The sequence below is a fragment of the Burkholderia pyrrocinia genome (assembly GCF_022809715.1).
In the GTDB taxonomy this organism is placed as follows: domain Bacteria; phylum Pseudomonadota; class Gammaproteobacteria; order Burkholderiales; family Burkholderiaceae; genus Burkholderia; species Burkholderia pyrrocinia_C.
Genome location: NZ_CP094460.1, coordinates 527,806 through 547,844, shown reverse-complemented (window position 1 = coordinate 547,844; position 20,039 = coordinate 527,806). Strand labels below are relative to the sequence as shown.

The 20,039-nt window shown below is 69.2% G+C and carries 17 protein-coding genes; 10 read left to right on the top strand and 7 right to left on the bottom strand.

The genetic code is table 11. The features are described from left to right. Positions 1-21: 21 nt before the first annotated feature. Both MRS60_RS19280 and MRS60_RS19275 read right to left on the bottom strand, forming a co-directional pair. A complete protein-coding gene (locus MRS60_RS19280) occupies positions 22-1,239 on the bottom strand; it encodes a porin (protein WP_243566429.1) in 1,218 nt (405 codons plus the stop codon). A gap of 477 nt (positions 1,240-1,716) precedes the next feature. Continuing rightward, on the bottom strand, positions 1,717-2,781 hold the full coding sequence (locus MRS60_RS19275) for a phytoene/squalene synthase family protein (protein WP_243566428.1): 1,065 nt from the start codon (positions 2,779-2,781) through the stop codon (positions 1,717-1,719). Positions 2,782-3,161: 380 nt separating this feature from the next. Between MRS60_RS19275 and MRS60_RS19270 the strand changes: the two genes are divergently transcribed. Further along, the gene (locus tag MRS60_RS19270) at positions 3,162-4,304 is read left to right on the top strand and encodes a glycerophosphodiester phosphodiesterase (protein ID WP_105389932.1); all 1,143 of its coding nucleotides are present in this window, start codon (positions 3,162-3,164) and stop codon (positions 4,302-4,304) included. A 67-nt stretch (positions 4,305-4,371) separates the two neighbouring features. Here the strand turns inward: MRS60_RS19270 and MRS60_RS19265 are convergent, their stop codons facing one another. Next, the gene (locus tag MRS60_RS19265; protein WP_243566427.1) at positions 4,372-5,997 is read right to left on the bottom strand and encodes a rhodanese-related sulfurtransferase; all 1,626 of its coding nucleotides are present in this window, start codon (positions 5,995-5,997) and stop codon (positions 4,372-4,374) included. A 109-nt stretch (positions 5,998-6,106) separates the two neighbouring features. After that, on the bottom strand, positions 6,107-6,673 hold the full coding sequence (locus MRS60_RS19260; protein WP_034179655.1) for a cysteine dioxygenase: 567 nt from the start codon (positions 6,671-6,673) through the stop codon (positions 6,107-6,109). Between the two features lie 17 nt (positions 6,674-6,690). On the opposite strand from MRS60_RS19260, the gene MRS60_RS19255 reads away from it, so the two are divergent. Then, positions 6,691-7,665, top strand: a complete 975-nt coding sequence (locus MRS60_RS19255; RefSeq protein WP_243566426.1) for a LysR family transcriptional regulator — start codon at positions 6,691-6,693, stop codon at positions 7,663-7,665. Between the two features lie 61 nt (positions 7,666-7,726). Here the strand turns inward: MRS60_RS19255 and MRS60_RS19250 are convergent, their stop codons facing one another. Beyond that, positions 7,727-9,067, bottom strand: coding sequence for an acyl-CoA dehydrogenase family protein (locus tag MRS60_RS19250; protein ID WP_243566425.1), 1,341 nt, complete (start codon positions 9,065-9,067; stop codon positions 7,727-7,729). Between the two features lie 298 nt (positions 9,068-9,365). Between MRS60_RS19250 and MRS60_RS19245 the strand changes: the two genes are divergently transcribed. From MRS60_RS19245 to MRS60_RS19210, 8 genes are all read left to right on the top strand, one after another. Further along, entirely contained in the window at positions 9,366-10,451 is a 1,086-nt protein-coding gene (locus tag MRS60_RS19245; RefSeq protein ID WP_131948352.1) for an LLM class flavin-dependent oxidoreductase, read from the top strand. 20 nt (positions 10,452-10,471) lie between these two features. Then, complete coding sequence (locus MRS60_RS19240; RefSeq protein ID WP_243566424.1) at positions 10,472-11,311, top strand: class II aldolase/adducin family protein; 840 nt, start codon at positions 10,472-10,474, stop codon at positions 11,309-11,311. Positions 11,312-11,344: 33 nt separating this feature from the next. Then, positions 11,345-12,379, top strand: coding sequence for an ABC transporter substrate-binding protein (locus tag MRS60_RS19235; RefSeq protein ID WP_131948351.1), 1,035 nt, complete (start codon positions 11,345-11,347; stop codon positions 12,377-12,379). A gap of 4 nt (positions 12,380-12,383) precedes the next feature. Next, the gene (locus MRS60_RS19230) at positions 12,384-13,526 is read left to right on the top strand and encodes an ABC transporter permease (protein WP_243566423.1); all 1,143 of its coding nucleotides are present in this window, start codon (positions 12,384-12,386) and stop codon (positions 13,524-13,526) included. Beyond that, positions 13,520-14,347 (top strand): ABC transporter ATP-binding protein, encoded by an 828-nt coding sequence (locus MRS60_RS19225; protein ID WP_243566422.1) that lies wholly within the window; start codon positions 13,520-13,522, stop codon positions 14,345-14,347. The genes MRS60_RS19230 and MRS60_RS19225 overlap by 7 nt, the downstream gene beginning before the upstream one ends. A 50-nt stretch (positions 14,348-14,397) precedes the next feature. Next, the gene (locus MRS60_RS19220; RefSeq protein ID WP_243566421.1) at positions 14,398-15,579 is read left to right on the top strand and encodes a c-type cytochrome; all 1,182 of its coding nucleotides are present in this window, start codon (positions 14,398-14,400) and stop codon (positions 15,577-15,579) included. Positions 15,580-15,616: 37 nt separating this feature from the next. Then, positions 15,617-16,570, top strand: a complete 954-nt coding sequence (locus MRS60_RS19215; RefSeq protein WP_034179663.1) for an ABC transporter substrate-binding protein — start codon at positions 15,617-15,619, stop codon at positions 16,568-16,570. Positions 16,571-16,663: 93 nt separating this feature from the next. Next, entirely contained in the window at positions 16,664-17,530 is an 867-nt protein-coding gene (locus tag MRS60_RS19210; RefSeq protein WP_034179664.1) for an MOSC domain-containing protein, read from the top strand. 278 nt (positions 17,531-17,808) lie between these two features. On the opposite strand, the gene MRS60_RS19205 is transcribed toward MRS60_RS19210, so the two are convergent. Then, positions 17,809-19,230 (bottom strand): sensor histidine kinase, encoded by a 1,422-nt coding sequence (locus MRS60_RS19205; RefSeq protein WP_243566420.1) that lies wholly within the window; start codon positions 19,228-19,230, stop codon positions 17,809-17,811. A gap of 79 nt (positions 19,231-19,309) precedes the next feature. Next, positions 19,310-19,981 (bottom strand): response regulator, encoded by a 672-nt coding sequence (locus tag MRS60_RS19200; RefSeq protein ID WP_034179665.1) that lies wholly within the window; start codon positions 19,979-19,981, stop codon positions 19,310-19,312. Positions 19,982-20,039: the final 58 nt, after the last annotated feature.

Genomic DNA, 20,039 nt, shown 5'->3' with positions numbered 1-20,039 from the left:
GCGCTCGCGCGCCGCGCGACATCAGAAGCGGTGGATCAGGCCGACGCCGGCAGCGATCTGGTTCTGCTTCGAACCTGCGCCCACGCCGTCGCCGATCGACGTCGTTGCGGTGATGATGCCGCCCGTCGGGGTCAGCGTGTTGCCGCTGGCGTGCTGCCAAGCCTCAACCGCGTACAGGCCCGTACGCTTCGACAGGCTGTAGTACTGCGACAGCGTGACCTGGTGATACTTGGCCGAGCTCGAGACACCGTTCGACTGCGTTGCCGCCGTGTACGAGTAGCCTGCCGCGAAGTCCCACTGCGGCGATGCCTTCCAGTGCAGCACGGCGCCTGCCGTGTTGAAGATCGCCGTGTTCTTGAAGCCCGAACCCGTACCCGGGATGTACTGAACGTTCGAGTACGACGCCGAAATGTCCCACGACGGCGTGAACTGGTAGCCAGCCGTCACGGCGATACGCTGCTGCGACTGGGCGAACTTGTAGCCATTGTTGATCGACGAAACGGCCGGCTCGTTGCCGTCGCCCGAAGGCGTCAGGCCGTTCTGGACCGTCGAGTTCGCGCCCCACACGCCGCCGCCGAGCGTCGCGTTGTTGACGCGCTGATAACCGACCGCGATGCCTGCCGGGCCGTTCAGGTACTGGATCGCCGCGCTCCACGTCGAGCCGCGGTTGAAGCTGCCTGCCACGCCGCCGAGCGAATACGAACCGCCGACCGTGAAGCCGTAGAACTTCGGCGACATGTAGACGAGCGAGTTGTTCGCGCGGTAGCTGGTGTCCAGCGAATCGATATCGCCCGGGTGCGCGCCGTAATAACCGGTCAGCCAGGTCGTCGGGCTATACGGCGACAGCAGCGTGTAGTACGCGGTGTACTGGCGGCCCGCCGTCAGCGTACCGTACGCTGCGTTGGACAGACCGACCCACGCCTGACGCGTGAAGATGCCGTTGGCCCACTGCGACGAGCCGTTGTTCGCGTTGAAGCCGGCTTCCAACTGGAAAATCGCCTTCGTGCCGCCGCCGAGATCTTCGCTGCCCTTCAGGCCGAAGCGGCTGCCTGCCCAAATGCCGGTGGCCATCTGCACCTTCGAGTGACCACCCGTGGTCGCGCCGACTGCCGACGAGTTGTTCTGCCAAGCGATGGCGTTATCGACGATACCGTACAGGGTCACGCTGCTCTGGGCGTGGGCGGCGGTAGCGGCTGCGAGACCCGCTGCCGTCATGGCGAAAGCGACGCGCTTTTTCATTGATTCTCCGTCCTCAAAGAATGATTTCTTTTCTGGTGTGGTTTTATGACTGACACATGTGCGAGTACATGCCGGGGCAATTCTGACGGATTACCGATTATTTCCCAACACGCGCAGTCGGTCATCGTATGATCGACGCAACGCGCGGGTTCACCAAGCAGTTACATAACACCTGAAAACGCTTACGCGGCGGGCATTTCCGGCATTTCCCGGTGAAAACCCTAGCTTTACATTTTTACGGGCGCAACGCGACCGCCCCATGTCGTCAGACGCCTTCGGCAAAAATCATCTTACAAATGCGCGATCGCAGCTGACGCCGCGATTCACGCCGCCGCGCAGGATCGCTGACGTTCATGACAGCCACATTTCGAGAAACGAAATCATGAAAACGTTTCAGTCCGCGCGCGGGAGATCGGACGGGAGCGGCCCGGCGAACGCGGGCCGAAGGACGATGCCGGCGCGGTGCGCCGGCGACATTCAACGCAATGCCGGCGAGGCCAGCTGCGCGTTCACCGCATCGGCGAGTGCGGTCATCCGCGCACGGATCGCCGTGTTCGAGCCGACCAGCGCGAGCGACGACGCCATGATCCGGTAGATGCGTTTTCTCGGCACCTTGGCCGGCTTCGCCGGGTCGAGCCACGCATCGTGGCCGGCCAGCAGTTCGAGCGTTTCGAGGCCGATCATGATCGGCCACAGGCACGCGAGCCGCAGCCGCACGAAGCGGCGCGGAATCGCGAGCGTATACAGGCATGCATCGCGATACTGGTCGAGCGTGATGCGCAGCAGGTCGACCAGCACGCCGCGCGCGCGCGCCGACGCGTCGGGCTGCATCAGGTCGGCAACACCGAGCCCGTGCGTGCGCAGCACGTCGTCGGGCAGGTAGCAGCGGCCGATGCGCAGGTCCTTCGCGCAGTCGCGCAGGATGTTGGTCATCTGCAGCGCCTTGCCGAAGCGGATGCCCTTCACGCGCATGCCCGGCAAATTCCAGCCGCGCGCGGCACGCGTGTGCGCGCCCGTCATGTCGGTCCAGAACTCGCCCACGCAGCCCGCGACGAGGTACGTATAGCGGTCGAGCATGTCGCGTGTCGGCAGCGACGCGACCTGCCCCGACTGTTCGTCCGGGAACGTGCGCAGGTCGAATTCCATGCCCGAAGTCAGCGTCGCGACGACCTTGCGGATCGATGCGCGGTCGGCGTCCGGCTGCGCGCGCAGCAGCGCAAGCATCGGCTCCATCGAGCCGAGCAGCACGTGCTCGTGCGAATCCGTCTGCATCCGCGTCACGTCGTCGAGCGAACGCGACAGCGCCGCGCCGTCGCCGAGCCGCTCGACCTCGTCGCGCAGGTCGGTCAGCAACGCCGCCCGGCGATCGGGCGCGACGAGCGCGGTATCGGCAATCGTGTCGGCCGCGCGCGCGAGCAGGTACGCGAGCCCGACCGGGTCGCGCATGCCGTCGGGCAGCACGCGCAGCGTCAGGTAGAAGGAGCGGGAAACGTTCTTCAGCAGGTCGCCGAGCAGGTAGGCGGAATCGGTTCGGGTCGTCATGTGTCGGGAAAAATCGGCCGGCGCGGGCCCCGGACGCACACGGGCGCCGGGCGCCCGCGCCGGCCCGCGAGTCGCCGCATCGTCGCGCCGCGCGGGCGTCGGCCCGGGCGCTGCGATGCAAAATTCCCGCAAGTTTAGTGCATCCGGCGCGCGGCCTGCCTGCGACGGCCGGAATGCGGCACGCACATCGATGCTGCGCCGCTCCCCGCCGCCGTCATCGCACCTCCGAACAAAACGGAAAGGCCTGAGTAATACATATGTAATTATTCGATGCGACGATCGCGTCCCGTTCGATTCCATACGGCACGGCACGACAGCCGCGCCGGCGGAGCGAGCGCCCTTTCCGACTTTTCCGACTCCCGTTTCGAAGGTTCATCGACATGTTCTTCACGCGCCCTAGCGCCCTGCGCTACGTCCCGTTCGCCTGTGCCGCCGCCTTCCTGCTCGCCGCGTGCGGCGGCGACGAGCTGACGTCCGATCCCACGCAGCCGATTTCCGCGAAGGTCCAGGTGGTCGGCCATCGCGGCGCGAGCGCGCTGCGCCCCGAACATACGCTCGCGTCGTATCGCAAGGCGATCGAGGACGGCGCGGACGTCATCGAGCCCGACCTCGTGTCGACACGTGACGGCGTGCTCGTCGCGCGCCACGAGAACGAGATTTCGGGCACGACGAACGTGTCGGCGCTGCCGCAATTCGCAAGCCGCAAGGCGACCAGGACGATCGACGGCGCGCAGCTCACGGGCTGGTTCACCGAGGATTTCACGCTCGCCGAGCTGAAGACGCTGCGTGCGCGCGAGCGCATTCCGCAGATCCGCCCCGCGAACACCGCATACAACGACCAGTTCGAGATTCCGACCTTCGACGAGATCGTCGCGCTCGCGAAGCAGATGTCCGCGCAGACCGGCCGCACGATCCACCTGTATCCGGAAACCAAGCATCCGACCTACTTCCAGTCGATCGGCCTGCCGCTCGAGGATCGCCTCGTCGATGCGCTGCTGAAGGATTCGTACACGTCGCGCACGGCGACCGTCTACATCCAGTCGTTCGAAGTGGCGAACCTGAAGACGATCCGCAACCGGATCAAGTCGAGCCAGCCGAACTGGAAGCTCGTGCAGTTGATGGACGACGCCGGCCAGCGCCCGTACGACTTCGTGAAGGCGAACGACAAGCGCACCTACGGCGACCTGTCGACGCGCGACGGCATGCGCGAGATCGCGACCTATGCGAACGGCGTCGGCCCGTACAAGACGTCGATCATCGCGGTCGCCGCGGACGGCACGCTGCAGCAGCCGACGCCGTACGTGCGCTACGCGCACGAGGCCGGCCTCGTCGTGCATCCGTACACGTTCCGCCCGGAGAACAACTTCCTGCCCGCGTCGCTGAAGGACGGCGGCACGCCGGCCACGCGCAACACGGCCGGCTCGGTGCGCGAGATCCAGGCCTACCTGCGCGCGGGCATCGACGGCTTCTTCACCGACGATCCGGCGGTCGGCCGCACGGCCGTCGATACGTTCAAGCGCTGATCGTGCTGAACGTGCGGAGCCGAGTGCGGCGCACTGCGTGCCGCCGCGCCCGGCTCCGCCGTATCGGTCAGATCACGCTGAAGTGGTGCGTGCCGTCCCGCTTCAACTGGTCGACCAGCCCGTATTCCCAGTCGAGATACGCCTGCATCGCGGCAGCCGCGTTGTCGGTGCCTTCGTACGGGCGCCGGTAGCGGTCGACGCGCGGCGACGCGAGCCGCGTCTCGCCGCTTTCGAGCGGCAGCCCGGCATCGATCCATGCAGCCGTGCCGCCGGTCAGCACCGAAATGTCGGCCGACGCCGGCAGCAGCGCGCGCGCATCGTCCGCCGCGAATCGCGCGAGCAGGCTCGATCCGCACGTGAACACGTAGCGCTTCGCAGGCGGGATCGCTGCGAGCGCGTCGCGCAACTGCGCGCGCACGACGAACCACGCGCCCGGAATATGGCGCTTCACGTAGTTCGCGCTCGCCGTCACGTCGACGATCGCGAGTTCATCGGGCGCAGCTTCCTTCAGCCAGCCCGCGAGCGTCGCGGGCGACACGTCGGTCGCGGGCGGCGTCGCCGGCACGTCGCGCGGCGGCTGGCCTTGCTCGCCGAACGCCGCGGTGCCGGCTGGCTCCACCACGCGTACATCCCAGCCCATCTGTGCGAGCCACGACGCGGTCATGTCCGCGCGCACGCCATCGTCGTCGGCGAGCACGATCCGCGCGCCGCGCACGGCCGCGTGATGGTCGGTCTCCTGCACGAGCTGGCCGCCCGGCGTGCTCAGGAAGCCCGGCAGGTGGCCGGCTTCGTATTCCTCCGGCGTGCGCACGTCGAAGCGGTACAGCGTGCGGCCCGGCTCGTCGAGCGCGGCGACGTCCGCGAGCGCAATGCGCGGCACGCCCGCGCGTTCGGCCACCGCGCGTGCAGCCTGGCGAGCCTCGGCGCGCTGCGTCGCATCGATCTCGTCCGGAAAGCGGCGCGCGGCGCCGTGCTCGAGCGTCTGGCCGGCGAGCGTCCAGCCGATCGTGCCGTTGCGCAGTGCCGCGACCGGGTTCGGCAGCCCCGCGTTGACGAGCGACTGCGTGCCGATGATGCTGCGCGTGCGGCCCGCGCAGTTGACGACCACCTGCGTCGCCGGATTCGGCGCAAGCGCGCGCACGCGCAGCACGAGTTCCGCGCCCGGCACGCTCGTCGAGGTCGGGATGTTCATCGTCTGGTATTCGTCGAAACGGCGCGCGTCGACGATCACGACATCGGCCTTCGCGTCGATCAGCGCCTGCACTTCCTGCGCGGACAGCGACGGCGTATGCCGCTCGGCCTCGACCCATTCGCCGAACGACTTGCTCGGCACATTCACGTCGATGAACAGTTCGCCGCCCGCGGCCAGCCAGCCCGCGAGGCCGCCGTCGAGCAGCCGCACGTCGGTATAGCCGAGCTGCGCGAGCTTCGCGGCCGCGCGCGGCGCGAGATCCTCGCCGCCCGCTTCGCCGAACACGACGATCGGCGTGTCGCGGCGCGGAATCCGCGTCCATGCGTCGAGTTCGAGCTTCGACAACGGAAAGTTGGCGGCCCACAGCGGGTGGCCCTGCGCGTACGGATCTTCCTCGCGTACGTCGATCAACGCGAGCTCGTCACGGGCAAGCAGGCGCGCGCGCACGTCCTGGTACGACGCGGCGGGAAAGCGGGAGGTGGAATCGGCGGATTGCGTCACGGGGTCTCTGTCTGATTCTGTTGAAGTCGGTGAAGAAAGGAAAGCGAATCGGATGAATCTTCGGCCTGCCGGCACGCGCCCGCAACGGGCCGCGCCTGCGGGCGCCGCGTCAGGCGTTCGAATAGCCGGACACGAAAGGCTTCACGGTGCCGTCGTCCAGGTACACCGCGCGCTCGACCTTGCCGATGTTCGCGCCGTACACGTGGATGCTGATCGATACCTGGTCGGCGAATGCGTTGGTCACGCGATGGACGTCGCCGATGCGCGGCGACACGGCCTCGACCTCGCCCGGTTGCAGCCGCACGGCTTCGCCCGCCGGCACGGGCTTGCCCGCTTCGTCGAACCGGTACGGCTGCGAGAACTCGCCGCCGCGCAGCATCCCGATCAGCCCCCACACCGTGTGGTTGTGGATCGGCGTCGTCTGGCCGGGTCCCCACACGAAGCTGACGACCGAGAACCGTTCGTCCGGGTCGAGATGCAGCAGGTATTGCCGATAGCGCACGGGATCGGGCTGCGCGAACGCGTCGGGCAGCCAGTCGTCGTGTTCGACGAGCGCGGCGAGCAGCGTGCCGCCCTCGTCGAGGATGCGCGCCTCGTTCGCGCCGGACGCGAGCAGCTCACCCAGACCGTCGACGAACGGACGCAGCGGCGTCTGATGCAATGAAAGCGTACTCATCGGCTGCCTCCTCGAATATGATGCCGAATATGATGGATCGTCATGATGCACCCGAAAGACCATGCAGAACAAACATGAAAATTAGCGATATCGACGCTTTTGCAGCGGTCGTCCGCTGCCAGACCCTGAGCTTGGCCGCGGCCGAGCTCGGGATGACGCAGCCCGCGATCACGCGGCGCGTCCAGAATCTCGAGGAAGCGCTCGGCGTGATCCTGCTCGATCGCAACACGAAGCCGCCGCGCCCGACCGACATCGGCCGGCAGGTATTCGAGCAGTGTCGCGCGATCCTGCGCGAAGTCGATGCGCTGCGCGAACTGACGGCCGGCCGGCAGCCGCCCGCCGGCGAATTCCGGATCGGGCTCACGCAGGGGCTCGGCGAGCTGATGCTGCCCGCGCTGATCGCCGAACTCGCCGCGCAGTGGCCCGCGCTCGCGACGCAGGTCACGACCGCGTGGGGCGGCATGCTCGTCGAGCGCGTCGCACGCCGCGAGCTCGATGCGGCGCTCGTGTTCCTCGCGCGCGAGATGGTGCTGCCGCCGTACGTCGAAGGCGAACGGCTGCTGGCCACGCGGCTCGTCGCGGTCGGCCGCAAGGGCGACTGGCCGCGCCGCAGCTACCGGCTCGCCGATTGCCACGCGCGCGGCTGGGTGCTCAATCCCGACGGTTGCGGCTTTCGCGCGGGCCTGCGACGCGCGCTCGACGCACAGGGCCTGCCGATGCCGGTCACGCTCGACGCCTACGGCCGCGACCTGCAACTGCAGAGCGTCGCGAACGGCTTCGGCATCGGGCTGATGCCGCTGCCGCTCGTCGAAGGCAGCCCGCTGCGCGACGCGCTCGAGATCGTGCCGCTCGCCGATTTCAAGCCGCAGATCGATCTGTGGCTGCTGCGCCGGCGCGATGCTGCCCGCTTCGACGCGCCGCTCGCGGCCGTCGCCGCGCATGCGCGCGCGGCGTTCGCGTTGCCCGAGCAGACGCACGGCCAGGCTGCGTGACCGTACGGGGCGGCGTCTGCTTCGCGCCGCCCTGTTTGTTTCCCCCGCAGCGCCGCACCGCTCACGCATCGTTTCGGCCGCGTTCGACCTCGGTGCGTGACGCCCCGCCCGCCTCCGCTTTCGTTTCACCCCGGCTTGCCGCCGCTTCAAGCACCTCACGCCCCGCCGCCACCGCGATCGCGTCGTCCTGCGGCGTATGCACGCGGCTGCACAGCACGTCGCGATAGTGGCGTTCGAGCGGATTGCCGCGGCTCAGCCCATGATTGCCCGACAGCTTCAGCGCCTGCTCGACCGCGCGGATCGCGTGCTCGGTCACGGTCCGCTTGACGAGGCCGCTCGTCGTGACCGACGGCGCGTTGCCGGCGTCGGTGCGTGAGATGTGATCGTCGAGCAGCACGCGGTTCGCATGCAGCCATCCCTCGATTTCGCCGACCGCCTCCTGCACGCGCGGCAGCGTCGCGAGCGGCGCACCGAGCCCGCTCGGTGCACGCGTCGTCGCGAATCCGACCAGCCAGTCGCGCGACGCGCGCGCCACCGCGTCGTACAGGCTGCCGAGCAGCGCGACCATCCACGCGTGCTGGTCGGCGTGCGCATCGGCATCCGCATGCGTCGCGGCCGATACGGCCCACGCGTGCGGCGCGCGCACGTCGACCGCATGGTCGGCCGGCAGCCGCACATCGTCGAATACGACTTCGTGACTGCCCGATGCGCGCAGGCCGAGGTGATTCCAGCTTTCGATCACGCGGATGCGGTCGCCGTCGGCATCGCGGTCGCGCGGCACGAGAAACACGCCGACGCGCGGCTCCGGTTCGTCGGTACGCGCCCACACGGCCAGCCAGCGCAGCGCGGGAATCCCGGTGCTGTACAGCTTGTGGCCGGACAGCCGCCAGCCGTCGCCGTCGCGGCGCGCGACCGTCTCCGGCAGGCCGCCGCGCGACGGCGAACCGAGCGCCGGCTCGACGCGCAGCGCGTTGATCAGCGCGCCTTGCGCGACCGCGCTGTCGAACACCGCGCGCCGCACCTGGGCAGGCCAGCGGCTGTCGGCACGGCCGAGCGCGCGATGCTGCAGATACGTCATCGTCAGCACCAGCGCGGTCGCCGGATCGGCGCGCGCGACGGCGGCCACGATCCGGCTCGCCCGCGCGAGCGTCGCGCCCGCGCCGCCGTGTTCGCGCGGCACGACCTGCGCGATCAGCCCCGCGCGATGCAGCCGTGCGAAGTTCTCGTGCGGAAAACGGCCGTCGACGTCGTTGCGCGCGGCGTCGGCGGCGAGTTCGGGGGCGAGGCGGTCGAGCAGCGCGGCAATGCGCGCGTCTTCTGCAGTGTCAGCGTCGTCGGCAAGCAGAAGGCGCAGCGAAGGCGGCTGCGACGACGGTGAGGAAGCGGCAAGGCTGGCGGACATCGAGACGGATTCCCTCGGTAATGCACAAAGGCACAAAAGCGGCCACCGCGGCACCAGCCGCGATAGCGGTGATCGATCGCCACGCGGCGCGGTTTCGCGTGAAGCCGGCGATGCGTAACGCGCACCCGCCCGATCGTTCGTGAGCCCACAGCGTATGCGCAACGCACCGCCACCCAAACCATGCAAATCTGATATTCAAATCGGGATTGATTATTTCCATTCCGCATGATCGCGGCGTTAACCTGCGCTCCATTCCTGCCCGGCCGTGCGCCGGGCCATCCCTGCACCGGAGACCCAGATGAGCGTCGAATTCATCGGCATGATCCAGAGCCAGAAGCAGTCGGAAATCCACCCGGCGTCCGGCCCGGTGGTCGATCCCGACTATGTGCGCGACTTTGCGCGCGCCCACGAAACGGCCGGCTTCGACCGGATCCTCGTGCCGCATCACTCGACCGGCCCGTCGGCGACGCTGACGATCGCGTTCGCGGCGGCCGCGACCGAGCGCATCCACTTCATGCTCGCGCATCGCCCGGGCTTCACCGCACCGACGCTCGCCGCGCGGCAGATCGCGACGCTCGACCAGTTCAGCCGCGGCCGGCTCGCCGTGCACTTCATCTCCGGCGGCTCGGACAGCGAGCAGCAGCGCGACGGCGATTTCCTCGACCATGACGCGCGTTATGCGCGTACCGACGAATACCTCGGCATCCTGCGGCGGATCTGGACCGAAGCGCAGCCGTTCGATCACGACGGCGCGCACTATCGGTTCAAGCAGGGTTTTTCGGAAGTGAAGCCGTTCCAGCAGCCGCATGTGCCGATCTACTTCGGCGGCGCATCGGAAGCCGCGCTCGCGGTGGCCGGCAAGCACGCGGACGTCTACGCGCTGTGGGGCGAATCGCTCGACCAGGTGCGCGACCTGACCACGCGCGTGCGCGCCGAAGCCGCGCAGCACGGCCGGCAGGTGCGTTTCTCCGTGTCGTTCCGCCCGATCCTCGCCGCGACCGAGGACGAAGCGTGGGCGCGCGCGCATCGCATCCTCGACGAAACGCGGCGGCTGCGCGAAGCGGCCGGCCTCGGCGCCGGCGGCCCGCAGCAGAGCGAAGGCGCGCGCCGCCTGCTCGCCGCGGCCGAACGCGGCTCGCGCGTCGACAAGCGGCTGTGGACCGAGATCGCGAAGCTCACCGGCGCGCGCTCGAACTCGACGGCGCTCGTCGGCACGCCCGAACAGGTCGCCGATGCGCTGCTCGACTACTACGACCTCGGCGTGACGACGTTCCTGATCCGCGGCTTCGATCCGCTCGAGGATGCGATCGACTACGGCCGCGAACTGATTCCGCGCGTGCGCAGCGCTGTCGCCACGCGCGACGCGGCGCGCCGCGCGGCCTAACGCAAACGGAGCCGCATGCCATGTCCGCCGTCCTCGCCACGCCCGTCCGTACCGCCTCGGGCCTCGTGCTCGCCGAAGCGCCGCGCCAGCATTTCTGGTTCGACCCGCCCGCACCGCGCATCGACGTCGCCGCCGAACGCCGCCACCGGCAGGAACGGCTCGCGGCCGCATTCCGCCTGTTCGCGCGCTACGGTTTCGCGTCCGGGCTCGCCGGCCACATCACCGCGCGCGATCCGGAACTGCCCGACCATTTCTGGGTGAATCCGCTCGGCGTGCATTTCTCGCAGATCAAGGTGTCCGACCTGCTGCTCGTCAACGCGCACGGCGAAACCGCGATCGGCACGCGGCCGCTGAACAAGGCCGCGTTCGCGATCCACGCGGCGATCCACGAAGCCCATCCGCACGTCGTCGCCGCCGCGCACACGCATTCGACCTACGGCAAGGCGTGGTCGACGCTCGGCCGCCCGCTCGATCCGCTCACGCAGGACGCGTGCGTGTTCTACGAGGATCACGCGCTGTTCGACGACTTCACGGGGATGGTCGTCGACACGAGCGAAGGCGCGCGGATCGCGCACGCGCTTTCGAAGCCGGACGGCAGCACGCACAAGGGCGTGATCCTGAAGAACCACGGCATCCTGACGGCCGGCCCGACGGTCGAGGCCGCCGCGTGGTGGTACATCGCGCTCGACAACGCCGCGCACACGCAGTTGCTGGCCGAAGCGGCCGGCACGCCGCAGCCGATCGATCACGCGACCGCGCGCCACACGCACGGCCAGATCGGCGGCCCCGACGGCGCGCTGCATGCGTTCGAAAGCCTGTTCGCGCGCGTCGTCGCCGACGAACCCGACCTGCTCGACTGAGCGCCCTTCCGCAAGACCGGAGACCAGACCACCATGACCCAACCCACCGCACCCGCGCCGGCCATCGCGCACGACGACAAACGCCGCCGGCTGCTGCGCGCGGCCGGCGCCGCCGCGCTCGCCGCGCCGGCGATCACGCTCGGCCGCAAAGCATGGTCCGCGCCGCCGCTGAAGAAGCTCACGTTCGCGTGGAACCAGAACGCGTTCTGCCTGACGCCGATCGTCGTCGCGCAGGAGCGCGGCTTCTTCGAGAAGAACGGCCTGAAGGTCGACCTGATCAACTACAGCGGGTCGACCGACCAACTGCTCGAATCGATCGCGACCGGCAAGGCCGATGCGGCGGTCGGGATGATCCACCGCTGGCTGAAGCCGCTCGAAGCCGGCTTCGACGTGAAGATCATCGGCAGTTCGCACGGCGGCTGCGTGCGGCTGCTCGGCGCGAAGGCGGCCGGCGTCACGACGCTGCAGGCGCTGAAGGGCAAGACGGTCGGCGTCAGCGATCTCGCCGCGCCCGGCAAGCATTTCTTCTCGATCCTGCTCGCGAAGAACGGGATCGATCCCGAGCGCGACATCACGTGGCGGCAGTATCCGGCCGACCTGCTCGGCGTCGCGGTCGACAAGGGCGAGATCCACGCGATCGCCGACGGCGACCCGAATCTCTTTCTGCTCGAAAAGCGCAGCAACGGCGCGTACACGGAACTCGCGACCAACCTGTCCGGCGAATACGCGCGCAAGGTGTGCTGCGTGATCGGCGCGCGCGGCGATCTCGTGCGCAACGACCGGCCGGCCGCCGCCGCGCTCGCGCGCTCGATCGTGCAGGCGACCGAGTTCACGCACGACAACCCGAACGAGGCCGCGAAAGTATTCGCGAAGTATTCGCCGAAAATCAGCCCCGACGACCTGCGCAAGCTGTACGCGACGCTCACCTACACGCATCACCCGACCAACGTCGACCTGCAACAGGAAATCGCGTTCTATGCGGACGATTTCCGCCGCATCAGCGTGCTGAAGAAAAGCACGGACCCGCAGCGCTTCGCGCAGCAGGTCTATGCGAACGTGCTGGGGTGACGCGATGTCGACGATCGAACATGCTTCCCCTGCGCGCGCTGCATCGGCACCGGCCGGCGGCGCCGCTGTCTCCGCTGTCTCCGCTGTCTCCGCTGTCTCCGCTGCATCCACTGCCTCCGCTGCGTGCGCGCGCATTGCCTGCACGGCCTGTGATGCCACGCTGGCCACCGAAGCCCGCCGCGCCCGCACCTGGCCGACCGGCATCGTCGCCGCGTTCGCATGGGCCGCGCTCGGCGCGCTCACGCAACTGTGGCCGAACCGCGTCGTCGGCTTCACCGACTGGGCGTACACGGACACGTTCGCCACCGCAGCATGGTCGATCGCCGCGTTGCTGCTCGCCGTCGCGACGCTCGGCCATTTCGTTCCCGCGACGCGCACGCGGCTCGCGCGCGTGCGTCCGGCCGGCCCATGGCTCGTCGCGCTGCCGCTCGTGCTCGCCGCCTGGGAAATCGTCACCGCGAAAACCGGCTGGCTGCCGACGCCGTTCTTCGCGCCGCCGCAGGCGCTGATCGAGGTGTATGTCGACGACTGGCCGCGCCTGCTCGGCAGCGCCGGCAACACGCTGAAGCTGCTCGCGCTCGGGTTTGCGTACGGCGTCGCGGTCGGTTTTGCCGTCGGCGTATCGATCGGCTGGTCGCGCCGGATCGGCTACTGGGTGCATCCGGTGCTGCGCGTGCTCGGCCCCGTGCCGGCCACCGCGCTGCTGCCGCTCACGTTCTACTTCTTCCCGTCGAGCTATTCGGCCGCCGCGTTCCTGATCGCGCTGTCGACCGGCTTCCCGGTCGCCGTGCTGACGTGGTCGGGCGTCGCGAGCGTCAACAAGCAGTATTACGACGTGGCCCGCACGCTCGGCGCGAACGCGCGCTTCCTGGTGCTGCGCGTCGCGATTCCGGCCGCGCTGCCGCACGTGTTCGTCGGCATCTTCATGGGGTTGAGCGCGTCGTTCACGGTGCTGGTCGTCGCCGAGATGATGGGCGTCAAGTCGGGGCTCGGCTGGTACCTGAGCTGGGCGCAGGGCTGGGCATCGTACGTGAACATGTATGCGGCGCTGATCGTGATGGCGCTGCTGTTTTCCGGGCTGATCGCGCTGCTGTTCGCGGTGCGCGACCGCGTGCTCGCGTGGCAGAAAGGAACCGTCAAATGGTAAGCGCCGCCGTACTCGAACCATCCGTCTCCGCTTCGCCCGCCGCTTCGTCCACCATCACGGCGCCGCGCGGCGCGCGCATCGACATCCGCCGCGTAAGCCATGCGTTCGACGGCCCCGGCGGCCCGCTGCCGGTGCTCGACGACGTCACGCTGTCGGTCGCGGCCGGCGAATTCGTCGCGCTGCTCGGCCCGAGCGGCTGCGGGAAATCGACGCTGCTGCGCCTCGTCGCGGGCCTCGACGCCGCGCGGCAAGGCACGATCGCGCAGGACGGCGTGCCGATCGAGCGCCCCGATCCGTCGCGCATCGTCGTGTTCCAGGACCCGACGCTGTACCCGTGGCGACGCGTGCGTGCAAACGTCGCGCTCGGCCTCGAAGCGCGCGGCGTGGCGCGTACCGCGCAGCATCGCGTCGACGATGCGCTCGAACGCGTCGGGCTGCAGGAATTCTCGAACGTGTTTCCGCATCAGTTGTCCGGCGGGATGGCGCAGCGCGTCGCGCTCGCCCGCGCGCTCGTCAACGATCCGCGCCTGCTGATTCTCGACGAGCCGCTCGGCAAGCTCGATTCGCTGACGCGGCTCACGATGCAGGCCGAGCTGACCGCGCTGTGGCAACGCGACGGGTTCTCCGCGCTGCTCGTCACGCACGATGTCGAGGAAGCGCTGTTCCTCGCGCAGCGCGTGATCGTGTTCGGGCCGCGTCCGGCACGAATCGTCGCCGAATTGCACGTCGACCTGCCCTACCCGCGCCATCGCGGCGACCCGCGCCTCGCGGAACTGCGTCACGACGCGCTGCGGCATCTCGGGCTGGATGCGAGCTGGTAGATGCAGGGTGCCGTTCGACGCTTGGGCGCCGCTCGGCGGCAACGCGGCCGATGAACGCGCCGCCGTTCTCCGACTGGGCGCTCGCATTCCTGCAACTGCTGTATCGCGCGCAAATCGCGTTGGCGCGCATGCTGCATGCGGTCGGCCTGACGGGCGATGCCGACGGTCAGGCCGCATGGCCGTGGGCGCACCGGATCGCACTCGAGACGCTGCGCATCGACGCGGGACTCACGCGGCAACTCGCGTTCGCCGGTGCGGAGACGGCGCTGGCCGTCGTGCTCGCCTGCATCGCGCTCGCTTCGCGAAAGTGGCGTTTCGCATCCGCGATCGCCACGCTCGCCGTTGCATGGTTCGCACCATGGCCGCCGTCGTCGCTGTGGCTCGCGCCCGCCGTGCCGACGAGTTTCCAGCGCGATCCCGCGCCGTTTTCGGTGACGAACGTGATGCGCGGCGCGCATCTGTATGCGCAACACTGCGCGGCCTGCCACGGCGCGGACGGCCGTGGCGAAGGCCCGCTCGCGGCCACGCTCGCGCACTGGCCGCCGACCTTTGCCGGCTCGCTGCTTGCGCGTCGCCTCGACGGCGAACTGTTCTGGCGCGTGCGCCACGGCACGCGCGACGAACACGGCGCACCGACGATGCCCGGCTTCGCCGCGACGCTCGGCCCTCAGGACACGTGGGCCGTGCTCGACTACCTGAAAGCGCTCTCTGCAGGCAGCGGCGCGCAGGCCGAAGGCGCATGGCCCGTGCCCGTCCCGCTGCCGGCGCTCGACGTGCGCTGCGGCAGCGCGGCGCCGCAACCGCTCGATCGCTGGCGCGAAGGCCAGCGCGTGCGCATCGTCGCGCTCGCACCGGGCGTCGCACCACCGCCGGAAGACGCGCGCTGGCAAACCTTGCTTGTCACCGCACGCGGCGCGGCCGTGCCGCCGGCAACCGGTACGCGTGCGAACTGCGTCGCGTCGACACCCGATGCATGGCTCGCGTTCGCGACGATTGCCGGCGTCGCGCCCGACGCACTCGGCGGCACGCAACTGCTCGCCGACCGGCGCGGCTGGCTGCGGGCGCGCGCGCTGCCGGGCAGCGCCGGCTGGTCGGATGCCGACCTGCTGTGTCGTTCCGATGCCGCTGCTCGGCCGGCCGCGGCCGCCGCGAACGGCGACCCGCTGACCGCGCTGCTGCTGCGCGTCGACGCGGAACCCGTCCGCGACGTGCAGGCCGGGCTCCCGCACTGAATTCCCGAACCTCTCCTTCGATCAACCGAACTTCACGATGAATCCGACCCGACGCCATTTCCTCGCCCAGGCGAGCGCCCTCGCCACGATCGCCGCGGCACCGGCCGCGCTGCGCGCGCAATCGGGCGTACGGCCGCTGCTGCGCGCCGGCGACCAGAAAGGCGGGCTGCGCGCGCTGCTCGAAGCGGCCGGCGAACTGAACGGCCTCCCATACGACATCGCGTGGACCGAGTTTCCGGCCGCCGCGCCGCTCGCCGAAGCGCTGAACGCGGCCGCCGTCGATTGCGGGCCGATCGGCGATGCGCCGGTGATCTTCGCGCTCGCATCCGGTGCACGCATCAAGGTAATCGGCGCGAACCGTTCCGATCCGTACGGCACGGCCGTGCTCGTGCGGCCCGACGCGGCACTGAAAGGCGCGGCCGACCTGAAGGGCAAGCGCATCGGCACCACACGCGGCTCGATCGGCCACTTCGTCACGTTGAAGGCGCTCGACGCGGCCGGACTGCCGCCCGATGCCGTGTCGTTCCGCTTCCTGCCGCCGGCCGACACGATGCTTGCGCTCGCAACCGGATCGATCGACGCTTGGGCGACGTGGGAGCCTTACACGGCGCTCGCCGAAACGAGCGGCCGAGCACGCGTGCTCGTCAACGGCCGCGGGCTGTGGTCGGGCCTCAGCTATCTCGCGGCGACCGACGCGGCGATCGCGTCGAAGCGCGACGTGCTGCACGATTTCCTGCGGCGCGTCGTGCGCGCCCAGACCTGGTCGTACCGGCATGTCGACGCGTATTCCGCGGCGCTCGCACGCATCATCGGCATTCCACCGGCAGCCGCGAAGCTGCAGTTCGAGCGCCGCAACACGCGCTGGCTGCCGATCGATGCGACGGTGATCGCCGAACAGCAGCGTACGGCCGACTTCTATCTGAAGGCCGGGCTGCTGCGCCAGCCGCTCGACGTGCGCACCACCTTCGACGCGGGTTTCCCGCTCGCATGACCGGCCGCGCGGCGGTGCGCAACCGCCCGAACGGCTTCCGCACGATCTGGCACAATCGCGCTTCGACCATCCACGTCATGCGAAGCCAGCGCCATGCCAGCCATCAGCGAACTTTTCGTCTACCCGATCAAATCCTGCGCCGGCATCGCGCTGCCGCGTGCGCAACTGCTCGAAACGGGCCTCGCATACGACCGTCATTGGCTGATCACCGATCCCGACGGGCAGATGATCACGCAGCGCACGCACCCGCGCCTCGCGCTGATCCGCACCGCACTCGACAGCGATGCACTCGTGCTGAACGCGCCGGGCATGCACGAGATCCGCACGCCGCTCGACGGCGACGTGTCGCCCGCCACGCCGAAAATGGCCGCGACCGTCTGGCGCGACACGGTCGACGCGATCGACACGGGCGCCGAAACGGCCGCGTGGCTCACCGAATTCCTCGGCATGCCGACGAAGCTCGCGCGCTTCGGGCCTGACGCGCGCCGCGGCTGCAACCGAAAATGGACCGGCGAGATCGATACGCACACGCAGTTCGCGGACGGCTATCCGCTGCTCGTGATCGGCCAGTCGTCGCTCGACGACCTGAACGCACGGCTCGCCGCGAAGGGTGCGCCGGCGATCCCGATGAACCGCTTCCGCCCGAACATCGTCGTGTCGGATCTCGATGCATACGAAGAGGATTTCGTCGAACACCTCGACACCGACGGCGCGACGCCGGTGCGGCTGCGCCTCGTGAAGCTGTGCACGCGCTGCCCGATGCCGACGATCGATCAGGTCACCGGCGCGCCCGATCCCGCATGGCCGCACGAACCGACCGACACGATGCAGACCTATCGCGCGAATCCGACCTTCGACGGCGCGCTGACGTTCGGCATCAACGCGATCGTCGTCGAAGGCGCCGGCGGTTTCCTCGAAGTGGGCCAGACGCTCGAAGCCGAGATCGGGTTCGGCGATTGAAGCGCGCTCACGGCACTGTATAGCCGTCGCATCGTCGCCCCGAACGCGAAGACCACTGCGACGCCGAGCATCGCGGCGCTGCCACAATGAATGCGCTGCGCGTGCCGCGCCGTCGCAGCGGAAAAGGATGCGGTAGTGGAATTCACGGAAATATCGTGACGGTCATCGGGCCTCGGCGCGCATAGCGCCGGCACGCTTGCCTGCATGTCGGCTTCGGCTTCGCAGCCTACCTTGCCGCGGGGTCTCCGGCCTGTCTCAGGCCTGTCTCAGGCACGTCGTCACGCCGCGCCCGGCCCCTCCTCGTTCGCCGCCGGCAGCCGGATCGTCACGACCAGCCCGCCGCCCGCCGCATCGGCAAGCATCACGCTGCCCTGGTGCACGCGTGCGATCTCCCGCACGATCGACAGCCCGAGCCCCGTCCCTTCGACCGTCTGCGTCTTGCTGCCGCGATGGAAGCGCTCGAACACCGCGTCACGCTCGTCCGCCGGAATGCCCGGCCCGTTGTCGATCACGTCGAGCTGCGCATGCTCGCCGTCGCGCGACACGCGCACCGTGATCACCGCGCGGTCGCCCGCATAGCGGATCGCGTTGTCGATCAGGTTGCCGATCATCTCGCCGAGCAGGTCGGACTGCCCGTGCACGCTGACGTCGGCCTCATGCTCGAAGCCGAGATCGATGTCGCGCGAGCGTGCGACGGGCGACCAGTCGAGCGTCACGCTGCGCGCGAGCCGGTGCAGCGCGACCGGCTTGTGCGCGACCGCGTGGCCGCTGTCCGAATCGAGCCGCGACAGCGCCAGCAGTTGCTGGACGATCTTCGCGGCCTGCCGCACCGCGCCGTTCGCGCGCCGCAGGTGTACGTCCGCGCGCGGCTGCTCGTCGGGCCGCAGCGCGAGCTCGACGCCGGCCTGCACGGCCGCGAGCGGTGTCTTCAGTTGATGGGCCGCATCGGCGAAGAAGCGGCGCCGCGCGACCTGCATCCGCTGCGTGCGGCCGATGTACTGGTTGATCGAATCGACGAGCGGCGCAAGCTCGCTCGGCATCGCGCCGGTGTCGAGCGGTGTCGGGTCGTCCTCGCTGCGCGCGGCGACCGTCGCCGACAGCCGGTTCAGCGGCCGCAGCCCGCGCCCGACGCCGAGCCACACGATCCCGAGCGCGAGCACGACGAGCAGCCCTTCCTGCAGCAGCGAACCCACCAGGATCTCGCGGGCGAGCGCCTGGCGCGCCTCGATCGTCTCGCCGACCATCACCCACACGATGCGCGACTGCGCGGTCGGCACGTCGTGCACCGGTATGCGCAGCGCGGCCATCCGCAACTGCTCGCCGCGATAGACGACGTCGTAGTAGCGCGTGACGAACAGCGCGCCGTCGCCCGCGTCGCGCCCCTGCGGCGGCGGCAGGTCCGGGTAGCCGGTGATCGTGCGGCCGTTGTCCTCGCGGATCAGGTAGTAGATCTTGCCGCCGTCGCTCGATTCGAGCATTTCGAGCGCGAGATACGGCAGGTCGACCTCGATCTCGCCGTCGTTGAGCCGCACGCCTTCGCGGATCGACTTCAGCGACGACGACAGCGTGCGGTCGAACGCGACGTGCGCGGCGCTCATCGCGCGCTGGTACGTGAGCCACGAGTCGAGCGCGAGCAGGCCGAGCAGCGGCAGCAGCAGCCACAACGCGACCTGCGTGCGCAGGTTCGGGCGGGTCACCATGGTTCCCGCCGGGCCGCCCCAAGGAAGCCATGCGCCCCCTTGGAGGGCAGCGAACACCAGTGAGCGTGGGGGTCGTAACTCATACTTCCTTCGCTTCGAGCAGATACCCGAGCCCGCGCAGCGTGACGATCGCGACGCCCGTGTTCTCGAGCTTCTTCCGCAGCCGGTACACGTAGATCTCGATCGCGTCGGCGTTGACCGACTCGTCGAGCCCGAAGATCTTCTCCGACAGCGTTTCCTTGTTGATCGCACGGCCGTTGCGCAGGATCAGCACCTCGAGCACCGAGCGCTCGCGCGGCGTGAGCGACAGCGGCTCGCCCGCAAGGTGGAAGCTGCGGTCGATACTGTCGTACGAAAGCGGCCCGCATTCGACGCGCGAATGCTCGTGGCCGAGGCTGCGCCGGATCAGCGCGCGGGCGCGCGCTTCCAGTTCGGTCAGCTCGAACGGCTTCGCGAGATAGTCGTCGGCGCCGAGATCGAGCCCCTTCACGCGATCCTCGACCGACCCGTGCGCGGTGAGGATCAGCACCGGCACCGGATTGCGGCGCGCGCGCAGCCGCCGCAGCACCTCCAGCCCGTCGAGCTTCGGCAGCCCGAGATCGAGGATCACCAGTGCGTAATCCTGCGTGCGCAGCACGTGGTCCGCCGCCTCCCCGTCCGCCATGTGATCGACCGCGAAGCGCGCGGCGCTCAGCGCGTCGTTCAGCGACTGGGCCAGGTTCGGATTGTCTTCGACGAGCAGCACACGCATGGGGATTCCGGTAAGGTCAGCGACAGGCCGCTACATTACATGATCCTTTCCATGTCGA

Excerpts from the sequence above, each read along its gene's own strand:
- MRS60_RS19280 (WP_243566429.1), bottom strand. The coding sequence starts at position 1,239 with ATGAAAAAGCGCGTCGCTTTCGCCATGACGGCAGCGGGTCTCGCAGCC.
- MRS60_RS19275 (WP_243566428.1), bottom strand. The coding sequence starts at position 2,781 with ATGACGACCCGAACCGATTCCGCCTACCTGCTCGGCGACCTGCTGAAG.
- MRS60_RS19270 (WP_105389932.1), top strand. The coding sequence starts at position 3,162 with ATGTTCTTCACGCGCCCTAGCGCCCTGCGCTACGTCCCGTTCGCCTGT.
- MRS60_RS19260 (WP_034179655.1), bottom strand. The coding sequence starts at position 6,673 with ATGAGTACGCTTTCATTGCATCAGACGCCGCTGCGTCCGTTCGTCGAC.
- MRS60_RS19255 (WP_243566426.1), top strand. The coding sequence starts at position 6,691 with ATGATGCCGAATATGATGGATCGTCATGATGCACCCGAAAGACCATGC.
- MRS60_RS19250 (WP_243566425.1), bottom strand. The coding sequence starts at position 9,067 with ATGTCCGCCAGCCTTGCCGCTTCCTCACCGTCGTCGCAGCCGCCTTCG.
- MRS60_RS19245 (WP_131948352.1), top strand. The coding sequence starts at position 9,366 with ATGAGCGTCGAATTCATCGGCATGATCCAGAGCCAGAAGCAGTCGGAA.
- MRS60_RS19240 (WP_243566424.1), top strand. The coding sequence starts at position 10,472 with ATGTCCGCCGTCCTCGCCACGCCCGTCCGTACCGCCTCGGGCCTCGTG.
- MRS60_RS19235 (WP_131948351.1), top strand. The coding sequence starts at position 11,345 with ATGACCCAACCCACCGCACCCGCGCCGGCCATCGCGCACGACGACAAA.
- MRS60_RS19230 (WP_243566423.1), top strand. The coding sequence starts at position 12,384 with ATGTCGACGATCGAACATGCTTCCCCTGCGCGCGCTGCATCGGCACCG.
- MRS60_RS19225 (WP_243566422.1), top strand. The coding sequence starts at position 13,520 with ATGGTAAGCGCCGCCGTACTCGAACCATCCGTCTCCGCTTCGCCCGCC.
- MRS60_RS19220 (WP_243566421.1), top strand. The coding sequence starts at position 14,398 with ATGAACGCGCCGCCGTTCTCCGACTGGGCGCTCGCATTCCTGCAACTG.
- MRS60_RS19215 (WP_034179663.1), top strand. The coding sequence starts at position 15,617 with ATGAATCCGACCCGACGCCATTTCCTCGCCCAGGCGAGCGCCCTCGCC.
- MRS60_RS19210 (WP_034179664.1), top strand. The coding sequence starts at position 16,664 with ATGCCAGCCATCAGCGAACTTTTCGTCTACCCGATCAAATCCTGCGCC.
- MRS60_RS19205 (WP_243566420.1), bottom strand. The coding sequence starts at position 19,230 with ATGGTGACCCGCCCGAACCTGCGCACGCAGGTCGCGTTGTGGCTGCTG.
- MRS60_RS19200 (WP_034179665.1), bottom strand. The coding sequence starts at position 19,981 with ATGCGTGTGCTGCTCGTCGAAGACAATCCGAACCTGGCCCAGTCGCTG.